This is a genomic window from Paraburkholderia sp. GAS32 (assembly GCF_050434225.1).
GTDB classification, from domain to species: domain Bacteria; phylum Pseudomonadota; class Gammaproteobacteria; order Burkholderiales; family Burkholderiaceae; genus Paraburkholderia; species Paraburkholderia madseniana.
In genome coordinates this window covers 35,504-55,230 of sequence record NZ_JBNPVS010000019.1, presented here as the reverse complement: position 1 = coordinate 55,230, position 19,727 = coordinate 35,504, and the positions used below count along the sequence as shown (strand labels likewise).

19 protein-coding genes are annotated in these 19,727 nt (G+C 60.0%); 10 read left to right on the top strand and 9 right to left on the bottom strand.

The genetic code is table 11. The annotated features are described in order from the left end of the window. The first annotated feature begins 80 nt into the window (after window positions 1–80). The 7 genes from P3T25_RS22705 to P3T25_RS22675 all read left to right on the top strand — a co-directional run bounded on the left by P3T25_RS22705 (window position 81) and on the right by P3T25_RS22675 (window position 8,186). A complete protein-coding gene (locus P3T25_RS22705) occupies window positions 81–1,061 on the top strand; it encodes an AraC family transcriptional regulator (protein WP_429358991.1) in 981 nt (326 codons plus the stop codon). Between the two features lie 127 nt (window positions 1,062–1,188). Continuing rightward, the gene (locus P3T25_RS22700) at window positions 1,189–2,142 is read left to right on the top strand and encodes a substrate-binding domain-containing protein (protein ID WP_154558641.1); all 954 of its coding nucleotides are present in this window, start codon (window positions 1,189–1,191) and stop codon (window positions 2,140–2,142) included. Window positions 2,143–2,212: 70 nt separating this feature from the next. Next, a complete protein-coding gene (locus P3T25_RS22695) occupies window positions 2,213–3,733 on the top strand; it encodes a sugar ABC transporter ATP-binding protein (RefSeq protein WP_429358990.1) in 1,521 nt (506 codons plus the stop codon). Beyond that, the gene (locus P3T25_RS22690; RefSeq protein ID WP_175050843.1) at window positions 3,720–4,727 is read left to right on the top strand and encodes an ABC transporter permease; all 1,008 of its coding nucleotides are present in this window, start codon (window positions 3,720–3,722) and stop codon (window positions 4,725–4,727) included. The genes P3T25_RS22695 and P3T25_RS22690 overlap by 14 nt, the downstream gene beginning before the upstream one ends. A 34-nt stretch (window positions 4,728–4,761) precedes the next feature. Continuing rightward, entirely contained in the window at window positions 4,762–5,856 is a 1,095-nt protein-coding gene (locus tag P3T25_RS22685) for an alcohol dehydrogenase catalytic domain-containing protein (RefSeq protein ID WP_429358989.1), read from the top strand. A gap of 51 nt (window positions 5,857–5,907) precedes the next feature. After that, entirely contained in the window at window positions 5,908–7,452 is a 1,545-nt protein-coding gene (locus P3T25_RS22680) for an FGGY-family carbohydrate kinase (RefSeq protein ID WP_429358988.1), read from the top strand. Further along, window positions 7,449–8,186 carry an SDR family oxidoreductase gene (locus P3T25_RS22675; RefSeq protein ID WP_429358987.1) on the top strand — a complete coding sequence of 246 codons (738 nt, stop codon included), beginning with the start codon at window positions 7,449–7,451 and terminating at the stop codon, window positions 8,184–8,186. Before P3T25_RS22680 ends, P3T25_RS22675 begins: the two co-directional genes overlap by 4 nt. Before the next feature lie 104 nt (window positions 8,187–8,290). Here P3T25_RS22675 and P3T25_RS22670 read toward each other — a convergent pair whose 3' ends face one another. The 4 genes from P3T25_RS22670 to kynB all read right to left on the bottom strand — a co-directional run bounded on the left by P3T25_RS22670 (window position 8,291) and on the right by kynB (window position 12,077). Further along, window positions 8,291–8,776, bottom strand: a complete 486-nt coding sequence (locus P3T25_RS22670) for a hypothetical protein (RefSeq protein WP_154558632.1) — start codon at window positions 8,774–8,776, stop codon at window positions 8,291–8,293. A gap of 379 nt (window positions 8,777–9,155) precedes the next feature. After that, on the bottom strand, window positions 9,156–10,100 hold the full coding sequence (kynA, locus tag P3T25_RS22665; protein WP_429358986.1) for a tryptophan 2,3-dioxygenase: 945 nt from the start codon (window positions 10,098–10,100) through the stop codon (window positions 9,156–9,158). 10 nt (window positions 10,101–10,110) lie between these two features. Beyond that, complete coding sequence (kynU, locus tag P3T25_RS22660) at window positions 10,111–11,361, bottom strand: kynureninase (protein WP_429358985.1); 1,251 nt, start codon at window positions 11,359–11,361, stop codon at window positions 10,111–10,113. A 77-nt stretch (window positions 11,362–11,438) separates the two neighbouring features. Next, window positions 11,439–12,077 (bottom strand): arylformamidase, encoded by a 639-nt coding sequence (kynB, locus tag P3T25_RS22655; protein WP_429358984.1) that lies wholly within the window; start codon window positions 12,075–12,077, stop codon window positions 11,439–11,441. A gap of 130 nt (window positions 12,078–12,207) precedes the next feature. Between kynB and P3T25_RS22650 the strand changes: the two genes are divergently transcribed. Further along, a complete protein-coding gene (locus P3T25_RS22650) occupies window positions 12,208–12,717 on the top strand; it encodes an Lrp/AsnC family transcriptional regulator (protein WP_054034335.1) in 510 nt (169 codons plus the stop codon). Window positions 12,718–12,801: 84 nt separating this feature from the next. Here the strand turns inward: P3T25_RS22650 and P3T25_RS22645 are convergent, their stop codons facing one another. Then, a complete protein-coding gene (locus P3T25_RS22645) occupies window positions 12,802–13,311 on the bottom strand; it encodes a flavin reductase family protein (protein ID WP_154558628.1) in 510 nt (169 codons plus the stop codon). 256 nt (window positions 13,312–13,567) lie between these two features. On the opposite strand from P3T25_RS22645, the gene msrA reads away from it, so the two are divergent. After that, window positions 13,568–14,116 carry a peptide-methionine (S)-S-oxide reductase MsrA gene (gene msrA, locus P3T25_RS22640; RefSeq protein WP_153134590.1) on the top strand — a complete coding sequence of 183 codons (549 nt, stop codon included), beginning with the start codon at window positions 13,568–13,570 and terminating at the stop codon, window positions 14,114–14,116. Window positions 14,117–14,267: 151 nt separating this feature from the next. Here msrA and P3T25_RS22635 read toward each other — a convergent pair whose 3' ends face one another. From P3T25_RS22635 to pdxH, 3 genes are all read right to left on the bottom strand, one after another. Next, the gene (locus P3T25_RS22635; protein ID WP_429358983.1) at window positions 14,268–15,629 is read right to left on the bottom strand and encodes a DUF72 domain-containing protein; all 1,362 of its coding nucleotides are present in this window, start codon (window positions 15,627–15,629) and stop codon (window positions 14,268–14,270) included. A gap of 102 nt (window positions 15,630–15,731) precedes the next feature. Continuing rightward, complete coding sequence (locus P3T25_RS22630; protein ID WP_154558625.1) at window positions 15,732–16,946, bottom strand: SAM-dependent methyltransferase; 1,215 nt, start codon at window positions 16,944–16,946, stop codon at window positions 15,732–15,734. A gap of 140 nt (window positions 16,947–17,086) precedes the next feature. Beyond that, complete coding sequence (pdxH, locus tag P3T25_RS22625) at window positions 17,087–17,728, bottom strand: pyridoxamine 5'-phosphate oxidase (RefSeq protein ID WP_171926084.1); 642 nt, start codon at window positions 17,726–17,728, stop codon at window positions 17,087–17,089. A gap of 244 nt (window positions 17,729–17,972) precedes the next feature. Between pdxH and tcdA the strand changes: the two genes are divergently transcribed. Then, the gene (gene tcdA / locus P3T25_RS22620; RefSeq protein WP_171926085.1) at window positions 17,973–18,842 is read left to right on the top strand and encodes a tRNA cyclic N6-threonylcarbamoyladenosine(37) synthase TcdA; all 870 of its coding nucleotides are present in this window, start codon (window positions 17,973–17,975) and stop codon (window positions 18,840–18,842) included. A gap of 12 nt (window positions 18,843–18,854) precedes the next feature. Here tcdA and trxA read toward each other — a convergent pair whose 3' ends face one another. Continuing rightward, window positions 18,855–19,703 (bottom strand): thioredoxin, encoded by an 849-nt coding sequence (gene trxA / locus P3T25_RS22615; protein WP_171926086.1) that lies wholly within the window; start codon window positions 19,701–19,703, stop codon window positions 18,855–18,857. Window positions 19,704–19,727 lie beyond the last annotated feature (24 nt).

Here is a 19,727-nt window from a genome sequence, read left to right as displayed (position 1 = left end):
GCTCTAGAGGGCTACTTTTCGCTATACAAGACGAAGTTCAGCGGCACCCGCAACACGCCGCTTCATGGAGGAAGACGCGAATGCAACCCGATCTGGAAGTCGTCGCCGTACGGCGCGACGAATCCTTCAAAGTGTGGTCGCACGGCTATCCGTACCGCACGGTGCGCTGGCACTTTCATCCGGAATACGAAATCCATCTGATCGTGGCGACGACCGGCAAGATGTTCGTCGGCGATCACATCAGCAGCTTTACGCCTGGCAACCTCGTGCTGATGGGGCCGAACCTGCCGCACAACTGGGTCAGCGACGTGCCGGAAGGCGAGACGATTGCGCAGCGCAATCTGGTTGTTCAGTTCGGGCAGGAGTTCGTGTCGAGTTGCATGGGCAGTTTTCCGGAGTGGCGCCAGGTCGAAGCGTTGCTCGCCGATTCGCGCCGCGGCGTGTCGTTCGGTGCAGAAACGAGTGCGGCGATCCAGCCGTTGTTCCTCGAATTGCTGGCGGCGCGCGGACTGCGCCGTCTCGTGCTGTTCATGTCGATGCTCGAGATCCTGATGAACGCCGAGGACCGCGAGATGCTCGCGAGTCCCGCCTATCAGGCCGACCCGACCGGTTTTGCGTCGACGCGCATCAATCACGCGCTCTCGTATATCGGCAAGAATCTGTCCAACGATCTGCGCGAATCGGATCTCGCGCAACTCGCCGGGCAAAGCGTGAGTGCGTTCTCGCGGTACTTCCGCCGTCATACCGGGCTGCCGTTTGTGCAGTACGTGAACCGCATGCGTATCAACCTCGCGTGTCAACTGCTCACGGACGAAGAACTGAGCGTCACCGATATCTGCTTCAAGGCGGGCTTTAACAACCTGTCGAATTTCAACCGGCAGTTCCTCGCGGTCAAAGGCATGGCGCCTTCAAAATTCCGCCGCTATCAGCAACTGAACGATGCGAGCCGCGACGCTTCCGAAGAAGCTGCCGCGCGCGGCGCCGGCATCGACAATGCACCCGCGATCGTGCTCGCGCCAGGTTTGCCACGCAGTGCTGCCGCTGCCTATCCACCGACGTAGTCCTCCTACGCCACGCTAAAAGCCGAAGCGTTCTAACTCATCCGCGTTTCAACACCTATCACGCTGTCCAAAGACAGCGTGAGGGACGTGCTCATCTCATCGAACAGTTTTAATAACGGAGACAACCATGACGCAATCCACTTCGAAGCAAACATCGTTGAAGACCTTCGCGCGCAGCACGGCTGCGTTGGCGACGCTTGCATTCGGTCTTTCGTTTATCGCCGCGCCGGCAGCACTTGCCGCGCCGCTGAAGATCGGCATGACGTTTCAGGAGTTGAACAACCCGTACTTTGTGACGATGCAAAAGGCGCTGAACGATGCGGCTGCGTCGATTGGCGCGACGGTGGTCGTCACCGACGCGCATCATGACGTCAGCAAGCAGGTCAGTGACGTCGAAGACATGCTGCAAAAGAAGATCGACATCCTGCTCGTGAATCCGACCGATTCGACCGGCATTCAATCGGCGGTCACGTCGGCGAAGAAGGCGGGCGTGGTGGTGGTTGCGGTCGATGCGAACGCGAACGGTCCGGTCGATTCATTCGTTGGCTCCAAGAATTTCGACGCGGGCGAGATGGCCTGTGAGTATCTGGCGAAGTCGATTGGCGGCAGCGGCGAAGTGGCGATTCTCGACGGCATTCCGGTGGTGCCGATTCTCGAACGTGTGCGCGGTTGCAAGGCGGCGCTTGCGAAAGTGCCGGGCATCAAACTCGCGGATATGCAGAACGGTAAGCAGGAACGCGCGACTGCGTTGTCCGTTACCGAGAACATGATTCAGGCGCATCCGAATCTGAAGGGTGTGTTCAGCGTGAACGACGGTGGCTCGATGGGCGCGCTCTCGGCGATCGAATCATCGGGCAAGGATATCAAGCTGACCAGCGTCGACGGTGCGCCGGAAGCGATTGCCGCGATCCAGAAACCGAATTCGAAGTTCATCGAAACGTCCGCGCAGTTCCCGGCCGACCAGGTGCGTATCGCGCTCGGCACTGCACTCGCGAAGAAGTGGGGCGCCAATGTACCGAAAGCCATTCCGGTCGACGTGAAGATGATCGACAAGAGCAATGCCAAGGGCTTCAGTTGGTAAGCCGAATGCTCGTTGCCATGTGCATGTGCTTCTTCGATGAGCATGGCGACGAGCAGCAGAGGAGGACCCGATGGACACGATACTCAAGCTCGACAACATCACCAAAAGCTTTCCAGGCGTGAAGGCGCTGCAAGGCATTCACCTGGAAATCGCTCGGGGTGAGATTCACGCGTTGCTCGGCGAAAACGGCGCGGGCAAATCCACGCTGATGAAAATTCTGTGCGGCATCTATCAGCCGGATGAAGGCACGATCACGATCGCGGGCGAAGTGCGGCACTTCACGAACTACCACGATGCGGTCGCCGCGGGCGTGGGTATCGTGTTTCAGGAATTCAGCCTGATTCCGTATCTGAATGCGGTGGAGAACATGTTTCTCGGCCGTGAGTTGAAGAACGGTTTGGGTCTGCTCGAACGCGGCAAGATGCGGCGCGCGGCGGCCGCGATTTTTCAGCGCCTGGGCGTGGCGATTGACTTGTCGGTGCCGATTCGTGAGCTGTCGGTCGCGCAGCAGCAGTTTGTTGAAATCGGCAAGGCGTTGTCTTTGGAAGCGCGCATTCTGATTCTGGATGAACCGACCGCGACGCTCACACCCGCTGAAGCGGAACACCTGTTCGCGATCATGCGTGACCTGAAGACGCAGGGCGTCGCGATGATCTTCATCTCGCATCACCTGGAGGAAATCTTTGAGGTGTGTGATCGCATTACGGTGTTACGCGACGGTCAGTACGTTGGCATGACGGAGGTCGCGCAATCTGATGTGAGCCGCCTCGTGGAAATGATGGTGGGACGCCGCATCGAAAACAGCTTTCCGCCGAAGCCGCCACTGCGTGCCGATGCGAAGATCGTGCTCGACGTCGAAAAGCTGCAGTTGCTGAAAGACAGCCCGGTGCTGAGTTTCAATTTGCGCGAAGGCGAGATTCTCGGTTTCGCGGGACTGGTCGGCTCGGGCCGCACAGAAACCGCGCTGGCTGTGATCGGCGCTGACCGGGCGTACGTGAAAGAAATCCGCATCAATGGAACAACCGAAAAACTATCCGATCCCGCCGATGCCTTGCGCGCCGGCGTCGGCATTTTGCCGGAGAGCCGCAAGACCGAAGGTCTGATCACCGATTTCTCGATCAAGCAGAACATCTCGATCAACAACCTCGGCAAATACCGCTCGCTGCGTTTCTTCATCGATCAGCGCAGCGAAGCGCGCGCCACCGCCGACATCATGAAGCGCGTCGGCGTCAAAGCCCCGACGATGCACACCGAAGTCGCGACCCTTTCAGGCGGCAATCAGCAAAAGGTGGTGATCGCGCGTTGGCTGAATCACCATACCAACATTCTCATCTTCGACGAACCGACGCGCGGCATCGACGTCGGCGCCAAAGCCGAAATCTATCTGCTGATGCGCGAGCTCACCGCGCGCGGCTACTCGATCATCATGATCTCGTCCGAATTGCCAGAGATCGTTGGCATGTGCGACCGCGTCGCCGTGTTCCGTCAGGGCCGCATCGAAGCGATGCTCGAAGGCGGCGAGATCGACTCGAACGCCGTGATGACCTATGCAACAGCCGGCACCCGTGGAGCAGTTCATGAACACGCCTAATCCTTCTTCATCGCCGAAAACGTCGACTGTCACTAGTGACACGCCGGGCGCACCGGTGCGTTTTACTTGGGCCGCGTTGAAACGCTCGACGCTCTTCTATCCGTTCATCGGCTTGCTGGTGGTGTGCATCGTGATGGTATTCGCGAGCGACAGTTTTCTCTCCGCTGCGAATTTGGAGAACGTCCTGCGCCAGGTGTCGATCAACGCGATCATTGCTGTGGGGATGACGTGCGTGATTCTGACCGGTGGTATCGATCTGTCGGTGGGCTCCGTGATGGCTTTGGCGGGCACGCTCGCCGCGGGCTTGATGGTGGCCGGGATGAATGCGGTGGCTGCCTTGGCAGTCGGCATCGCGGTCGGTTTGGGCTTCGGTGCTGCGAACGGGTTCTTCGTCGCGTTTGCCGGTATGCCGCCGATCATTGTCACGCTTGCGACGATGGGGATCGCTCGTGGCCTCGCGCTGATCTACACGGGTGGTTATCCAATCGACGGTCTGCCTGAGTGGGTCAGTTTCTTCGGCAGCGGCAAGATTCTCGGCATTCAGGCGCCGGTTGTGATCATGGTGGTGATCTATGCGATTGCCTGGGTGTTGCTCGAACGCATGCCGTTTGGCCGCTATGTCTATGCGATCGGTGGCAACGAACAGGCGACACGTCTGTCCGGCGTGCGCGTGGCTCGCGTGAAGCTGATCGTCTACTCGATTGCTGGTTTGACGTCCTCCTTTGCCGCCATCGTATTGACTGCTCGTTTGATGAGTGGCCAGCCGAACGCAGGCGTCGGCTTCGAACTCGATGCCATCGCTGCCGTGGTGATGGGCGGTACCTCGATCTCCGGCGGACGCGGCTCGATCATCGGCACTCTGATCGGTGCGTTGCTACTGGGCGTGTTGAACAACGGCCTCAACATGGTCGGCGTGAATCCTTATGTACAGAACGTGATCAAGGGCGGAATTATTTTGCTGGCGATCTACATCAGCCGCGACCGTAGAAAGTAACTCTTAAACGACCTCCTTTTAGCAGGACCATGCAATGACTCAATCCACGCAATCCGATAAGCAAAACATGACGGCGATCGTCTGCCACGCTCCGAAAGACTATCGCGTCGAACAGGTGTCCAAGCCTAAGGCTCGCGCGCATGAGTTGGTGATCCGCATCGCCGCGTGCGGCATTTGTGCGAGCGACTGTAAATGTCATTCGGGTGCGAAGATGTTTTGGGGCGGCCCGAGCCCGTGGGTCAAAGCGCCGGTGATTCCGGGGCACGAGTTCTTCGGTTTCGTCGAAGAAATCGGCGAGGGCGCGGCGGATCATTTCGGCGTGAAGATCGGCGACCGCGTGATCGCCGAACAGATCGTACCGTGTGGCAAGTGCCGCTATTGCAAATCCGGCCAGTACTGGATGTGTGAGGTGCACAACATCTTCGGTTTCCAGCGCGAAGTCGCGGACGGCGGCATGGCCGAATATATGCGCATTCCGCCGACCGCAATCGTCCACAAGATTCCCGACGGCATCTCGCTCGAAGACGCGGCGATCATCGAACCGCTGGCTTGCGCGATCCACACAGTGAACCGCGGTGATCTGCAACTCGACGACGTGGTGGTGATTGCCGGAGCAGGTCCGCTTGGCTTGATGATGACGCAAGTCGCGCATCTGAAAACGCCGAAGAAGCTGGTCGTGATCGATCTGGTTGAGGAGCGTCTGGCACTTGCGCGTGAATACGGCGCGGACGTGACGATCAATCCGAAACAGGAAGACGCGCTGGCGATCATTCATTCGCTGACAGATGGCTATGGTTGCGACGTCTACATCGAAACGACCGGCGCGCCGATCGGCGTCAATCAGGGCATGGAGATGATTCGCAAGCTTGGTCGCTTCGTCGAGTTTTCCGTGTTCGGTGCGGATACGACGCTGGACTGGTCGGTGATCGGCGACCGCAAGGAACTCGATGTGCGCGGTGCGCATCTGGGTCCATACTGTTATCCGATTGCGATCGATTTGCTGGCTCGCGGGCTCGTGACGTCGAAGGGTATTGTCACGCACGGTTTTTCGCTGGAAGAATGGGACGAAGCGATCAAGGTCGCTAACTCGCTCGATTCGATCAAGGTATTGATGAAGCCGCGTGCCTGAGTGCTTGGCGCGGCGTGAGGCAAGGACGAGCGGCATATAAACGGAGACTGTATGGACTACGTCATCGGCGTCGATATCGGCACGCAGAGCACCAAGGCTTTGCTGGTCGATCAGCACGGCGCCATCGTCGCACAGCATGCGTCGAGCTATCAGCCGGATACGCCCAAGCCGCTATGGGCCGAGCAATGGCCGGCGGTGTGGTTGAAGGCGGTTGTGGAGTGTATTGCGGCTTGCGTGCGCAAGGCGAAGGAGGCGGGCGTTGCGGCGAAGTCGATCAAAGCGGTGTGCGTGAGCAGTCTGTATGGTGGCTCGGGGATTCCCGTCGATAGCGATATGCGGCCGCTTTATCCGTGTCTGATCTGGATGGACCGGCGTGCGACCGATCAGGTCGAGTGGGTGCGTAAAAACATTGACCTCGAGCGCTTGTATGCGATCACGGGTAACGGCGTGGACAGCTACTACGGTTACACCAAGATGCTGTGGTTGCGCGATCACGAACCGGAAATCTGGGCGCATACGCGTTACTTCCTGCCGCCGAATGCTTACGTGATTTATATGCTGTCCGGTGAGGTCGCCGTCGATCATAGTTCGGCGGGCAATATCGGCGGCATCTACGATATGGCGAAACGCGACTGGTCGGATGAAGCGCTCGACATGCTCGGCATCCCTGCGACGATGATGCCGGAGCGGTTGTTGGAATCGTCGGACGTGGTGGGCGGGTTGTTGTCGCAGTGGACCGAGCAACTCGGATTGGAAGCGGGCACAGCGATCGTTGCGGGCGGCGTGGATGCCGCGGTGGCGACGTTTGCCGCGGGCGTCACGCGCGCGGGGCAGCACGTTGCAATGATCGGTACGAGTATGTGCTGGGGGTATATCAATCAGACCGTCGATGCGCGGCATGGGCTGATCAGCATGCCGCATGTGTTCAACGGTCAACGCGATATTTATGTTTTTGGTGGCGCGATTACGGCGGGCGCTTCGGTGACGTGGTATCGGGAGCAGTTCTGTCATGAGGAGACCGAGGCAGCGCGTGCGATGCCGAATGGGGATCCGCATCGCTTGCTTGAAGAGAGTGCTTCTCAGATTCCCGCAGGCTCTGACGGGGTGATGTTCTTGCCGTATTTGATGGGGGAACGAAGCCCCGTGTGGGATGCGAAGGCGAGTGGAGCGTTTGTTGGTCTGAGCCTGTTTCACACGCGGGCACATTTGTATCGCGCGGTGTTGGAGGGCGTGTCGTTCGCGTTGAAGCACAACATCGAAGCGGGACGTAGGGGCGCACAATCGCTGGATGACAAGTTGATCGTCGTGGGCGGCGCCGCGCATTCGGATTTGTGGATGCAGATCATTGCGGACATTACCGGCTATCCGGTCTATACGATCGAGCAGGACGTAGAGGCAGCGATGGGGGCGGCGTTGCTGGCTGGTGTCGGCGTTGGTCTGGTATCGCGTGAAGAAGCGCAGAACGGATGGGTCACGCTGATTGAACGTGCAGAACCGAATGCGCAACGGATGGCGCTGTATGAGCAGCGGTTCGGCGTTTATACGGATTTGTATCCGGCGTTGAAGCCGCTCATGCATCGGTTGCAGACGTCATGAATGCTACTTTTGATTTTTCCGGTCGCTCGATTCTCGTGACGGGCGCGTCGAGTGGGATTGGGCGTGCGACGGTGGAAGCGTTGTGCGGTTCCGGCGCGAATGTGGTCGCGGCGGCGCGGAATGTGAATGAGCTTGCGCGGTTGGCGGAGGAAACTGGGTGCGAGCCGATGATGCTCGATGTGAGCGATGAGTCCGCTATTGATGATGCATTGGGTTCGGTCGAGGCGTTTGATGGGCTTGTGAACTGCGCAGGGATCGCGTTGCTTGAGCGTGCGGTGGATACGACCGGCGCGAGTTTCGATCGCGTGATGGGGGTGAATGCGCGAGGGGCGGTGTTGGTTGCCAAGCACGTGGCTCGCGGGATGATCGATGCGAAGCGCGCTGGCAGTATCGTGAATGTTTCCAGTCAGGCTGCGCTCGTGGCGCTGGATGATCATTTGAGCTATTCGGCTTCCAAGGCGGCGCTCGATGCTGTTACGCGGGCTTTGTGTATCGAGTTGGGGCCATACGGCATTCGAGTAAATAGCGTTAATCCTACGGTGACGCTAACACCGATGGCGGTGCAGTCGTGGAGTGATCCCGCGAAGCGTGATCCCGCGTTGAAGGCGATTCCTCTGCACCGCTTCGCGGAGTCCGCAGAGGTGGCTGCGCCGATTATGTTTTTGTTGAGCGACGCGGCTTCGATGATTAGTGGGGTTTGTTTGCCGATTGATGGGGGGTATACGGCGAGGTGATTGGTCTATCTACGCGGCGCTGGTGGCTAGTGCGTTTGCAAAGAAAAAGGCGCGAATTGTTCGCGCCTTTTTCTTTGCGACGGCATCGTGGCCGCCACTTCACCCTAGTGCTTCACTGCCGTCTGCTGTGCATCAGCCCGCGCGCACGCGGCAGTCTTTACGCGCTCCCGCTTACGCGTCACCGCTTTGTCCGGCACACCTTCGGCTTCGGCTGCAGCTTCCCCTGCTTCTCGCCCCGCCTCCGCAGCATCCGAGAGAAGTTCCGTCGCAAGTTTGGCCGTGATGCGACTGTGAGCAACCCCCTTCGCATCAAGCGCAATCACCTGATACAGGTCACGGTCGCATTCAACTTCCTGCTGGTATTGCTCGACGGTATAGAGCAGGTGTTCCAGCAGGTTGCGCTCACGGCGTCTTTCCTCAACCGTCGTAGCTGGGCATCGGGTGATGCTCGCCGCGAGATCAATCAGTGTTCGAAGCTGTCGGATTTGTCGGTCGCACGCTCCAAAAGCCGACAGTGCGAGCTTTTCGTACTGGAGCGCATCAACGGGCGGTCGTGATGCCGTTTGAGTCTTCTTAGTGGTTTTGGTCATGGTGCGATTTCCGATGTGTTCCTGAAACGCCCGACACTCTCTAACAGGTGAGCGGGCACGTAGCGAGTTTGAGAGACCGGGCAACAAAACGAAACCGGCGGGTCTTGCGACCCACTCACCACGACCCGCCCATAGAAAAGGTGTGCGTGATTGAGCACTACCTACTTTCGCGAGTAGTGCGTTTCGTTGCTTCGGGCTCTCACACCCTGCCGTTTTGTCCAACGGCACACAGAAATCTAACCCAACCGTTTTTTAAGACGATCAACCACGCAGGCTAAACACACGAACTGTGACCAATCTTTACATTTGGGCCGGTGCGTCCATGGGTCACCATACGTTGTGAGAATGGGATCACACATTGGCAACGAAACGAAGACGCTTAAAGCATCGTCCTCACATGCCAAAGCTCAGGAAACAAAACCACATCGAGCATCTTCCGCAGATAAGGCGCACCACTCGTACCACCCGTGCCTTGCTTGAACCCAATAATCCGCTCAACCGTAGTCACATGCCTGAACCGCCACTGCCGAAACGCATCCTCGAGGTCGACAAGTTCCTCCGCCATCTCATACAACTCCCAATGCTGCGAAGGATTCCGATAAACCTCCAACCACGCCGCCTCAACAGAAGCATCATGCGTAGTAGGCTGCGTCCAATCCCGATCCAATCTGGAAGGTGAAATCGCAAATCCACGACGCGCCAACAGTCGAACAACTTCATCGTAAAACGAAGGCGCTTCCAACGAAGCCGTCACCTCAGCAAGAACATCCGCGCGATGCGCGTGCGGCTTCAGCATCTGCTCATTCTTATTGCCGAGCAAAAACTCGATCTGCCGATACTGATAAGACTGAAAGCCGGAGGAGCTACCCAGATAAGGCCGCATTGCCGTGTACTCGGATGGCGTCATCGTCGCGAGAACGCTCCATGCCTGCACGAGTTGCTCCATGATCCGCGACACACGAGCGAGCATCTTGAACGCCGGCGGCAACTCATCGCGATGCACCGCCTTCAGCGCCGCGCGCAATTCATACAGCGCGAGCTTCATCCACAACTCACTCGTCTGATGCTGGATGATGAACAGCATCTCGTTGTGATCCGGCGACAACGGATGCTGCGCATCCAGCACCGTCCCCAGCGAAAGATAGTCGCCGTAACTCATCGACTCCGAAAAATCGAGCTGCGCATCATGCCAGCCATCGCCGGAATCGGCAGCGGCAGAGGCCGTAGCAGCGGCCGAAGGGGCAACCCCACTGCCATGCCCAAACGGACACCCTTGCGCCGGCTTTTCTTCCGGCAATCCCGGCGTTTGCATGTGATCTGTCATCGCGCGCTCCTTAGGTCACAGCGCCGCGAGCGGCAAATTCAGGTGCCCGCCAGGTCTCTTGCGTAAGCACATCGCGCAGCGTCTCCACCGCGTCCCACACATCGACAAAGCGCGTATACAGCGGCGTAAAGCCAAACCGCAATACATGCGGCTCGCGATAGTCGCCGATCACGCCACGCGCGATCAACGCCTGCATCACTTCATAACCATGCGGATGCTCGAAGCTTGCATGCGAACCGCGCTGCGCATGCTCACGGGGTGTCACGAGCTTCAAAGGAAATTCTCCGCAACGCGCTTCGACCAGTTCGATAAACAAATCGGTCAACGCGAGCGACTTCGCGCGGATCGTCTGCATATCAGTTTGCAGGAACACATCGAGACCACATTCGACCAGCGACATCGACACCATCGGTTGCGTGCCGCACAGGAAGCGGCCGATGCCATCGTCAGGTTGGTACTCCGGGTCCATCTTGAACGGCGCACGATGACCCCACCAACCGGACAGCGGCTGCGAGAAATCGTTTTGATGCCGCTTCGGCACCCACACGAACGCTGGCGAACCCGGACCGCCATTCAGATACTTATACGTGCAGCCCACCGCGTAGTCGGCGCCAACGCCATTCAGGTCGACCGGCACCGCGCCCGCTGAATGCGCGAGGTCCCACAGCGCAAGCGCGCCTTTGTCGTGGATGAGCTTCGTCAACGCGGCCATGTCGTGCATATAGCCGGTGCGGTAATTCACATGAGTGATCATCGCGATCGCGGTGTCGTCGCCGATCGCGGCGGGCAACTCGGACGGATCGTCAACGAGGCGCAACTCATAACCGCGGTCGAGCTGTTCGATCAGCCCTTGCGCGATATACAGATCGGTCGGGAAATTCGAGCGCTCAGAAACGATCACACGACGCTTCGGATCGCGTGCGTTCGCCAAGCGCAGGGCTGCCGACAAAAGCTTGAACAGATTGATCGAAATCGTATCCGTGACGACCACCTCGTTTTCAGCCGCACCGATCAGCGGTGCGAGCTTGTTGCCAAGACGGCGCGGCAATTCAAACCAGCCGGCGGTGTTCCAACTGCGGATGAGACCTTCGCCCCATTCGGCGCCGATCACGGTCTGCGCGCGCTGCGCGGCAGCGGCCGGCGGCACGCCGAGCGAGTTGCCGTCGAGATAGATGGTCGTCGACGACAGCGCGAACTGGTCGCGCAGCGTTGCGAGCGGGTCGGCGCTATCCAGCGCCAATGCTTCTTCACGAGTATTCATGATGGTCCAGTCAATCAGATCAGGGAATTCGGTGGATGCGATGAGTGCGGTGATTCAGTTTTAGAGAGCGTCGACGATCAGCGAAATTCGGGCAGCGCGCGCAACACGGCGCGCACGGGACTCGCATCGAGCGTGGTCAGCTTCAGCGGCAGCGCGATCAGTTCGTAGTCGCCGGGCGCGACGACATCCAGCACGATGCCTTCGAGAATCGCCATGCGGTGCGCGCGAATCCGGTGGTGCGCGTCCATCGTCTTCGAGTCCTGCGGATCGAGCGAAGGCGTATCGATGCCGATCAGCTTTACGCCGCGAGCAGCGAGGAGATCGATCGTCTCCGGCGCAACCGCGCAGAACCCGCTATCCCAGACCTCAGTCGGCGCGTTTTTGTAAGTACGTAGTAAGACTCGCGGCGGCACGTCGTCGAGCGAGCCAGTCAGGTGTTGTGGCGTCACAACAGGCGAAGCGCCGATGCAATGAATTACGCGGCAGCGTCCAAGGTACGCATCGAGCGCAACCTGGCCGATCGCCGCGCCTTCGGCGTCGTAGTGAAGCGGGGCGTCGGTGTGGGCGCCGGTATGCGGCGACAAGGTCAGCCGCGCGACGTTGACGGGCGAGCCCGCCTCCATGCGCCATACGCGTTCGATGCCGACCGGCGTATCGCCGGGCCAGACGGGCGTCGCGGTATCGACGGCGGGGGTGATGTCCCAGAGTGTTTCCATGTCTCCATCGGCGGATTGTGTCTATCCAGGAATGATAGGTGGCTTGGCGCGAAATGTGATTGCGAAAAAATCTCCTTCTGAGCCGTGTCTTGGAACATAATTTGAGTCAAATGGGAAAGGGAGACCGAATATGAACGCGATCTCGCTCGACGCCACCGATTGCCGTATCTTGACGGTGCTTCAGCAAGAAGGACGGATCAGCAATCTCGATTTGGCGGAGCGCATTTCGCTTTCGCCATCGGCCTGTCTACGACGCCTGCGCCTGCTGGAAGAGCAGGGCGTCATCGAACATTACCGCGCGTGTCTGAACCGCGAAGTGCTGGGTTTCGAACTGGAAGCGTTCGTGCAGGTGTCAATGCGCAACGACCAGGAGAACTGGCACGAGCGTTTTGCTGAGGCGGTGCGGGACTGGCCGGAAGTGGTCGGCGCGTTTGTCGTGACCGGCGAAACCCATTATCTGCTGCGAGTGCTCGCCCACAACCTCAAACACTATTCGGATTTCGTGCTGCAACGCCTCTATAAGGCGCCGGGCGTGATGGATATTCGTTCGAATATCGTGTTGCAGACGTTGAAAGAAGATTCGGGCGTGCCAGTGTCGCTGGTGCCGAAAACGACCGGACATAGCGCGCCGCATAGCTGAGTGCGAGGAGCTGCTCAGCTTGCGTCGGCGTGTACCCGCTTTTGCCCGCGTGCGGGCCGCTGTTAAAACACAGCGGCGCCGCGTTCAGAGCGATTTGAGTCCGTGGAATTGACCGCTGTGGAAGACCAGCGGCGCAATCTCCGCGGCACTCTCGTGGACGCCGCAGCGCTCCACTTCGCCGACGAAAATCACGTGGTCGCCTTCTTCGTAGCGGCTGCGGTTGTGGCATTCGAACCAGGCGAGCGCGCCGTCGAGCACCGGCATGCCGGTGTCGCCTTCGGCGTGCGAAACACCTTCGAAACGATCGCCCTTCACCGTGGCAAAGCGCTTGCACAGATCGAGCTGCGACGCGGCGAGTACGTTGACCACGTAGTGACTGTTCGCCCGGAACACCGACATCGACGCCGAGCGCGTGGCGAGGCTCCACAGCACCAGCGGCGGATTGAGCGAAACCGAATTGAACGAGCTGGCCGTGATGCCGATCAACTGGCCGGATGCTGCACGCGTGGTGATGACGGTGACGCCGGTGGCGAATTGGCTGAGCGCCTGTTTAAAGGCGGGCTGGTCGAAGTTGGGCGGGCTGGCGCGCTTCATCGGGCGGAAGCCTTCGGCGCAAACCGGGCGAACCCCGGACTGAACCCATCGCGCGTGCGGCCGGAAACAAATGATTCAAAAGTCATAGTGAAAATCGTCGATTTGCCCCAATTTTAACTGCAATCGCGGTGGACTGGCCGCGACACCTGCCGGGTAATGGAAAAACCGCTAAGCTGGAAAGTCTTGGTGGTGGCATGAGCGTTGCGGTTAACTGGGACCGGCATCGGCCGACTATGAGTATCAAGGAGCAAGCAGCATGAGTCAGACAGGCGAAGTCGCCACCCTCGGTGGCGGGTGTTTCTGGTGCCTCGAAGCGGTATATCTGGGCGTCGAAGGCGTGAACTCGGTGGAGTCGGGCTATGCGGGCGGCCAGACCCAGCGGCCGACCTACGAACAGGTGTGCGACGGCGTGACGGGCCACGCGGAAGTCGTGAACGTCGACTTCGATCCGGCGAAGATCAGCTATCGCGAGATTCTCGATATTTTCTTCGCGATCCACGATCCGACCCAGTTGAACCGGCAGGGTAACGATGTCGGCACGCAGTACCGCTCGGTGATTTTTACCCACTCCGACGCGCAGCGAGAAACGGCGCTGCAGGCGATTCGCGAGATCGGCGAACAGGGTATCTACGACGGCCAGATCGTCACCCAGGTGTTACCGCTCGACGGCAACTACTGGCCGGCCGAGGCGTATCACCAGAACTACTTCGCGCAGCATCCGAATCAGGGGTACTGCTCGTTCGTGGTGGCGCCGAAAGTTGCGAAGTTCCGTCAGAAGTTCGCCCATCGGATCAAGGCGAGCTGAGTCGGCGCGGCAGTGGAGATTTGATGGCGGACTGATTGGCGAGACGGCGAGATAGGCGGCGGTTCAGGTTTCAAGCTGGGCCGCCGCTTACATCGCGGCTCGGCAAGCCAGGAGACCTCAGGCGCTTCGCCATGCGCGGGCGCTGCGCCGCTCAGCCTTGCTCGTCCCCTTCTTGCTGCCCATTCTCGTTCGGATTCGGCTCCGACTCCGGGCGCGTTTGCGCATGGTCATGCTCGTGTTCGTGCTCATGAGCAAGCCGCGCATACGCTTCAATAATCTCCCGCGCCAGTTCCACGCAACTCAACGGCGCCGACCCCTCCGCCTTGTTGTTGATCGCGATCACCACCGGCTGGCCGGCCAGCGCATAGCGCGCGGCCAGTTCGGCGAGCGCGGCGCGTGTCGACGGGTCCTGATCGACCAACTGGTCGAACGGTTCGTACTTGGCTTTCGCCTGTTCGTATTTGAAGCCGCCGTGCAAACTCCAGCGCACGATCAGCGGGCCGGCCGGCTCGCCGTCCAGCAGCGCGAGCGCCGCCGCCTGGCGCAGCGGATCCGGCATCCGCGCATGAATCCCCACGCAGTACCGCACGCCCGCCGCCTTTAGCGTGCGGATAAAGCGCGGCGTGAGCAAACTCCCATCGCGGATTTCGATCGCATAGCACGTGCCTTCGGGCAGCTTCGGCAACGCCGTCAGGAACTCGGCGAGTCGCTCGATGAACACCGCCGGTTGCGCGAGCATCTGGTCGGGCAGCGGAGAGAGCTGGAACACGAGCGCACCGGCTTTCGCACCGAGGCCTTCGAGACATGGCGTGACGAATTCGTCGATTGCCATTTGCGCGTTCAGGAAGCACGGGTTCAACGAAACCGGCTCGCCGCGTTCGGCGCGGACGGTCGCGTCGGTGATCGTCATCGGCGCTTTGACGATGAAGCGGAAGTGCGCCGGCACCTGCTGCGCGTAGCGCAAGTATTCGGTGACGGTGAGCGCCTGGTAAAACGACCGGTCGATGCTGACAGTCCTTAACAGCGGATGCGCGCCGTAGGCAGTCAAACCCTCGCGCGAGAGTTTGCTATTGCTGTACTCGTCGCCGTAGACGATGCCGTTCCAGCCCGGAAACGACCACGTCGACGTACCGAGATGGATCTGCGACGGCAGTTCGGCGGCGAGCGCCAGGAGTTCAGCAGAGGGTGGAGCGGCGAGCACGTCGCGGGTACGGCGTTTCTTCGGCCCATCCAGGGAAGACGGTGTTGAACTGGAGTCGGCGTCGGCGATGGGCGCCGGCGGCGCGTCATCTTCCTGCCAGAGGGTGGTGGCACTCTTCTTCGCGCGCGGCTGACGCCGCCGCTCAAGCTGTGCCGTTTCGTCGGCTGTTGCCGGGGTGGCAGCGGCAGGCGCCGCCGATGCCGGTGCCTGCTCGACCGGCATCCCGAACAGATCGAACTGCGGTGCGTCGGCCTGTGCGTCCTGCTCGCCGCTCACCGGTTGTTCAACTTCGCTTGTCCCGCTCTGGTCCATCGATGTTCGACCTGCTGTTTAAGGTTTGCGCCGTGTCGGGCCGCCACGCAATGCACGTAGACCCGGCACGCAGCCACGGCACATCGCCGTGGCGCAACCGTATCACAGTGATTTGTCGTACATATAGTGACGCGACCACGGCAAGGTTGTCGCACTGCGGCCGGCTTTGCGGCACACCACCTGGTAGATCGAGACGTCGTCGGTTTCGAAAGCGTACGCGCAACCGGCGAGGTACACGCGCCAGATGCGGAATTTTTCGTCATCGACCAGCGTGCGGGCTTCGTCCGCATGCGCCTCGAAGTTTTCCGCCCAGATGTCCAGCGTGTGCGCATAGTGACGGCGCAGGCTTTCGACGTCAACCGCTTCGAGCCCACCGCGCTGCATTGCTTCGAGCGCGAGGCCGATATGCGGTAGCTCGCCGTCCGGGAACACATAGCGGTCGATGAATTCGCCGCCGCCGAGCGCGGTTTCGCCGCTGTCCGAATCGCTCGACGTGATGCCGTGATTCATGGCGACGCCGTCGTCGACGAGCAGATCGTGGATCTTCTGGAAGTAGCCCGGCAGATTCTTGCGGCCCACGTGCTCGAACATGCCGACGCTGGTGATGCGATCGAACTGCCCTTCGACGTCGCGGTAATCCTGCAGACGAATCTCGATCTGGTTTTCCAGGCCCGCGGCTTTCACGCGGGCGGTAGCGAGATCGAACTGGTTTTGCGACAGCGTCACACCCACGCACTTCGCACCGAATTTCTGCGCCGCGCGCAGTACGAGCGCACCCCAGCCGCAGCCGATATCGAGCAGGCGCTGCCCCGGTTGCAACTGGATCTTGGTGAGGATGTGGTCGATCTTCTTGATCTGCGCGGTGGCGAGATCTTCATCGCCATTCTCGAAGTACGCACACGAGTACACCATGTTCTCGTCGAGCCACAGCTTGTAGAACTCGTTCGAGACGTCGTAGTGATACTGAATGGCCTTCTTGTCCGACGACTTCGAGTGCTGGAAGTAGCGCCGCACGCGCGCCAGCTTGCTCGCGCTGGTGACGGTGTTGCGCGCGAGCTGGTAGCTGACGTTGATGATGTCCGACAGCTTGCCTTCGATGTCGATCTTGCCCTTCACATACGCCTCGCCGAGATTGTCGAGGCTCGGTTCGAGCAGATAGGGCAGCGCCGTGGCGCTTTTGACATGTAGCGTGACCTGAGGCGCGGCGAACTGCCCGAAGTCATGTTGCTGGCCGTCCCACAGCACAAGGCGTGCTGGCACGTTAGCCTTGGTTTTTACATCTTCCACCCACTGCGCCAGCTTTTTCTCCCAGAACATGTGATTTCTCCGTGTCCGTTGAACTAAAGCAAAGCCTGTGTGGATCGCAGCTCACTGCGGTGCAACTCCCATACCGCGAGGCGCAATCCGGCCGTCGCGCGCTGCTGCGTTGGCAACGCGCATACGTGTTGTATTCCGATTCAAGGCGATAGGCGGGAGATTTGCCAGTCGCTACTTTCGCTTGAACGCGTGTAGAGCAAACGGTCGTGTAGACGCGACGGTCGGCCCTGCCAGAATTCGATTGCTTCGGGTACCAAACGATAACCGCCCCAGTGCGGTGGGCGCGGTGGCTGGTCGCCGTATTGCAGGGTGATTTCGCGTTCACGTGTTTCGAGCTGCGAACGGCTTTCAATTACCTGACTTTGATTGGATGCCCACGCGCCGATGCGTGAACTGAGCGGACGCGACGCGAAATACGTATCGCTTTCTGCCGGGCTGGTTTTGACGATGCGGCCTTCAACGCGCACCTGGCGTTCGAGTTCGATCCAGTAGAACAGCAAGCTCGCGTAGGGATTGGCGGCCAGTTCGCGGCCCTTGCGGCTTTCGTAATTGGTGAAGAACACAAAGCCGCGCTCGTCGACACCTTTGATCAGCACGATACGCGCCGACGGCCGGCCACGCGAGTCGACAGTGGCCAGCGTCATCGTATTCGGTTCGGGCAGTTGGGCGTCTACCGCTTGCTTAAACCACGTGTCGAATTGACGAAACGGGTTGCGGTCGATATCGGCAACGTCCAAAGAACCCAGCGAATAGTTTTTTCGAAGTTCGGCGAGTGAGGTCATGTTCTTATGCGAACGCTACAGTACAACCAGTATAGCCAAGGCGTGAATTCTTTGCGCGCGACCAGATCAAGGCCCGCCGCGCTGTGTGGACATCCAGGCCACTACGTTTTGCAGCCATTCGTGCCTAAGTGGGTGTGGCCATGTGCATCGTCGCGATCAGGCAAAATACGGGCTGCGAACGCTTGGGTGTACCTGAGCGTTTTTATCACTTTGTGTTTTGCCTGCTTTGAACGAGCCTTCCGCCATGTCCAGCCCCACCGCGCATTCCGATCTTACTACCAGCCTCGACGGGAGTGAAACCGCCGACCGCGCACGGCGCTTCGGCGGCATTGCCCGCCTGTACGGCGCGCCGGCGCTCGCTGCGTTCGAAGGGGCGCACGTCGCCGTGATCGGCATCGGCGGGGTCGGCTCCTGGGTGGCAGAGGCGTTAGCGCGCAGCGCGGTCGGCACGCTGACCTTGATCGATCTCGACAACGTCGCCGAGAGCAACACTAACCGCCAGATCCACGCGCTAGACGGTAACTACGGAAAACCGAAGGTTGAGGCGATGGCCGAACGCATCGCGGCAATCAATCCGTTCTGCGACGTGCGGCTGATTGAAGACTTCGTCGAGCCGGACAATTTTGCGGCGACGCTCGGCGGTGGTTTTGATTACGTGATTGATGCGATCGACAGCGTGCGCACCAAGACCGCGTTGATCGCATGGTGCGTGGAGAAGAAGCAGCCGTTGATTACGGTGGGCGGCGCGGGCGGGCAACTGGACCCGACGCGGATTCGGATTGACGATCTTGCGTTGACCATCCAGGACCCGTTGCTGTCGAAAGTGCGCGGACAGTTGCGCAAACTGCATGGCTTTCCGCGTGGTCCGAAGGCGAAGTTCAAGGTGAGCGCGGTGTATTCCGACGAGCCGCTGATCTATCCGGAAGCCGCTGTCTGCGATATCGACGAGGAAGCGGAGCACGTCACGACGTCGCCGGGTCATACGGGACCGGTGGGTTTGAACTGTGCGGGATTTGGATCGAGCGTGTGCGTGACGGCGAGCTTCGGTTTTGCCGCGGCCGCGCATGTGTTGCGGGCGTTGGCGGAGCAGGCGCGGCTCGTTTGCCGCACCTGAACACCCCCCCAATTAATACAACAACGCGCTCAGCTTGCGCCGCCATTGCGACACCAGCTCCGGCTGATGCGCGGCGAGATCGAACACCGACAGCATCGTCTTACGGCCAATGTCATCGCGGAACGTGCGGTCGCGTTGCACGATCGCCAACAAGTGCTCGAGCGCGCCTTCGTATTTGCGGCGGGCGATGAGCGCGCTAGCCAGATCGAAGCGTGCCTCGAGATCGTCCGGGTTCGCTGCGACTTTGGCTTCGAGTGCATCCGTAGGCGGCAGGTCAGCCGCCGCGTCCACCGCATCGAGCCGTGTCTTGATCGTGTTGAAGCGGGCGTCGATCCCTTGCGTGGTTTTCGGCGACAGCAGGTCGACTTCATTGCGCGCTTCGTCGATGCGATTATCTTCGAGCAGCATTTCGATTCGATCCATGCGCGCTTCGTCGAAGCCTGGGTCGTAGGCGAGGGCAGCTTGCAGCGCGTCATACGCATCCTCACGACGGCCTTCGGCCAACGCGGCCTGCGCTTCAACACGTGCCGCGTCCGCGCCTTGCGGCACGAGGCGCTCGATAAATTCGCGTAACTGGCCTTCCGGCAGCACGCCGACGAATTGATCGACCGGCTGGCCGTCGGCAAACGCCATGACGTGCGGAATGCTGCGCACCTGGAAGTGCGCGGCCAGTTCCTGGTTCTCGTCGACGTTCACCTTCACCAGCTTCCATTTGCCGGCGGCTTCGGCTTCGAGCTTCTCGAGCATCGGGCCGAGCGTCTTGCAGGGGCCGCACCACGGCGCCCAAAAATCGACCAGCACAGGGGCCAGTGTCGACGCCGTAATGACGTCCTGTTCGAAAGTGGCCAGAGTGGTGTCCATTGCGTCCTCGTCGATAAAAACGGT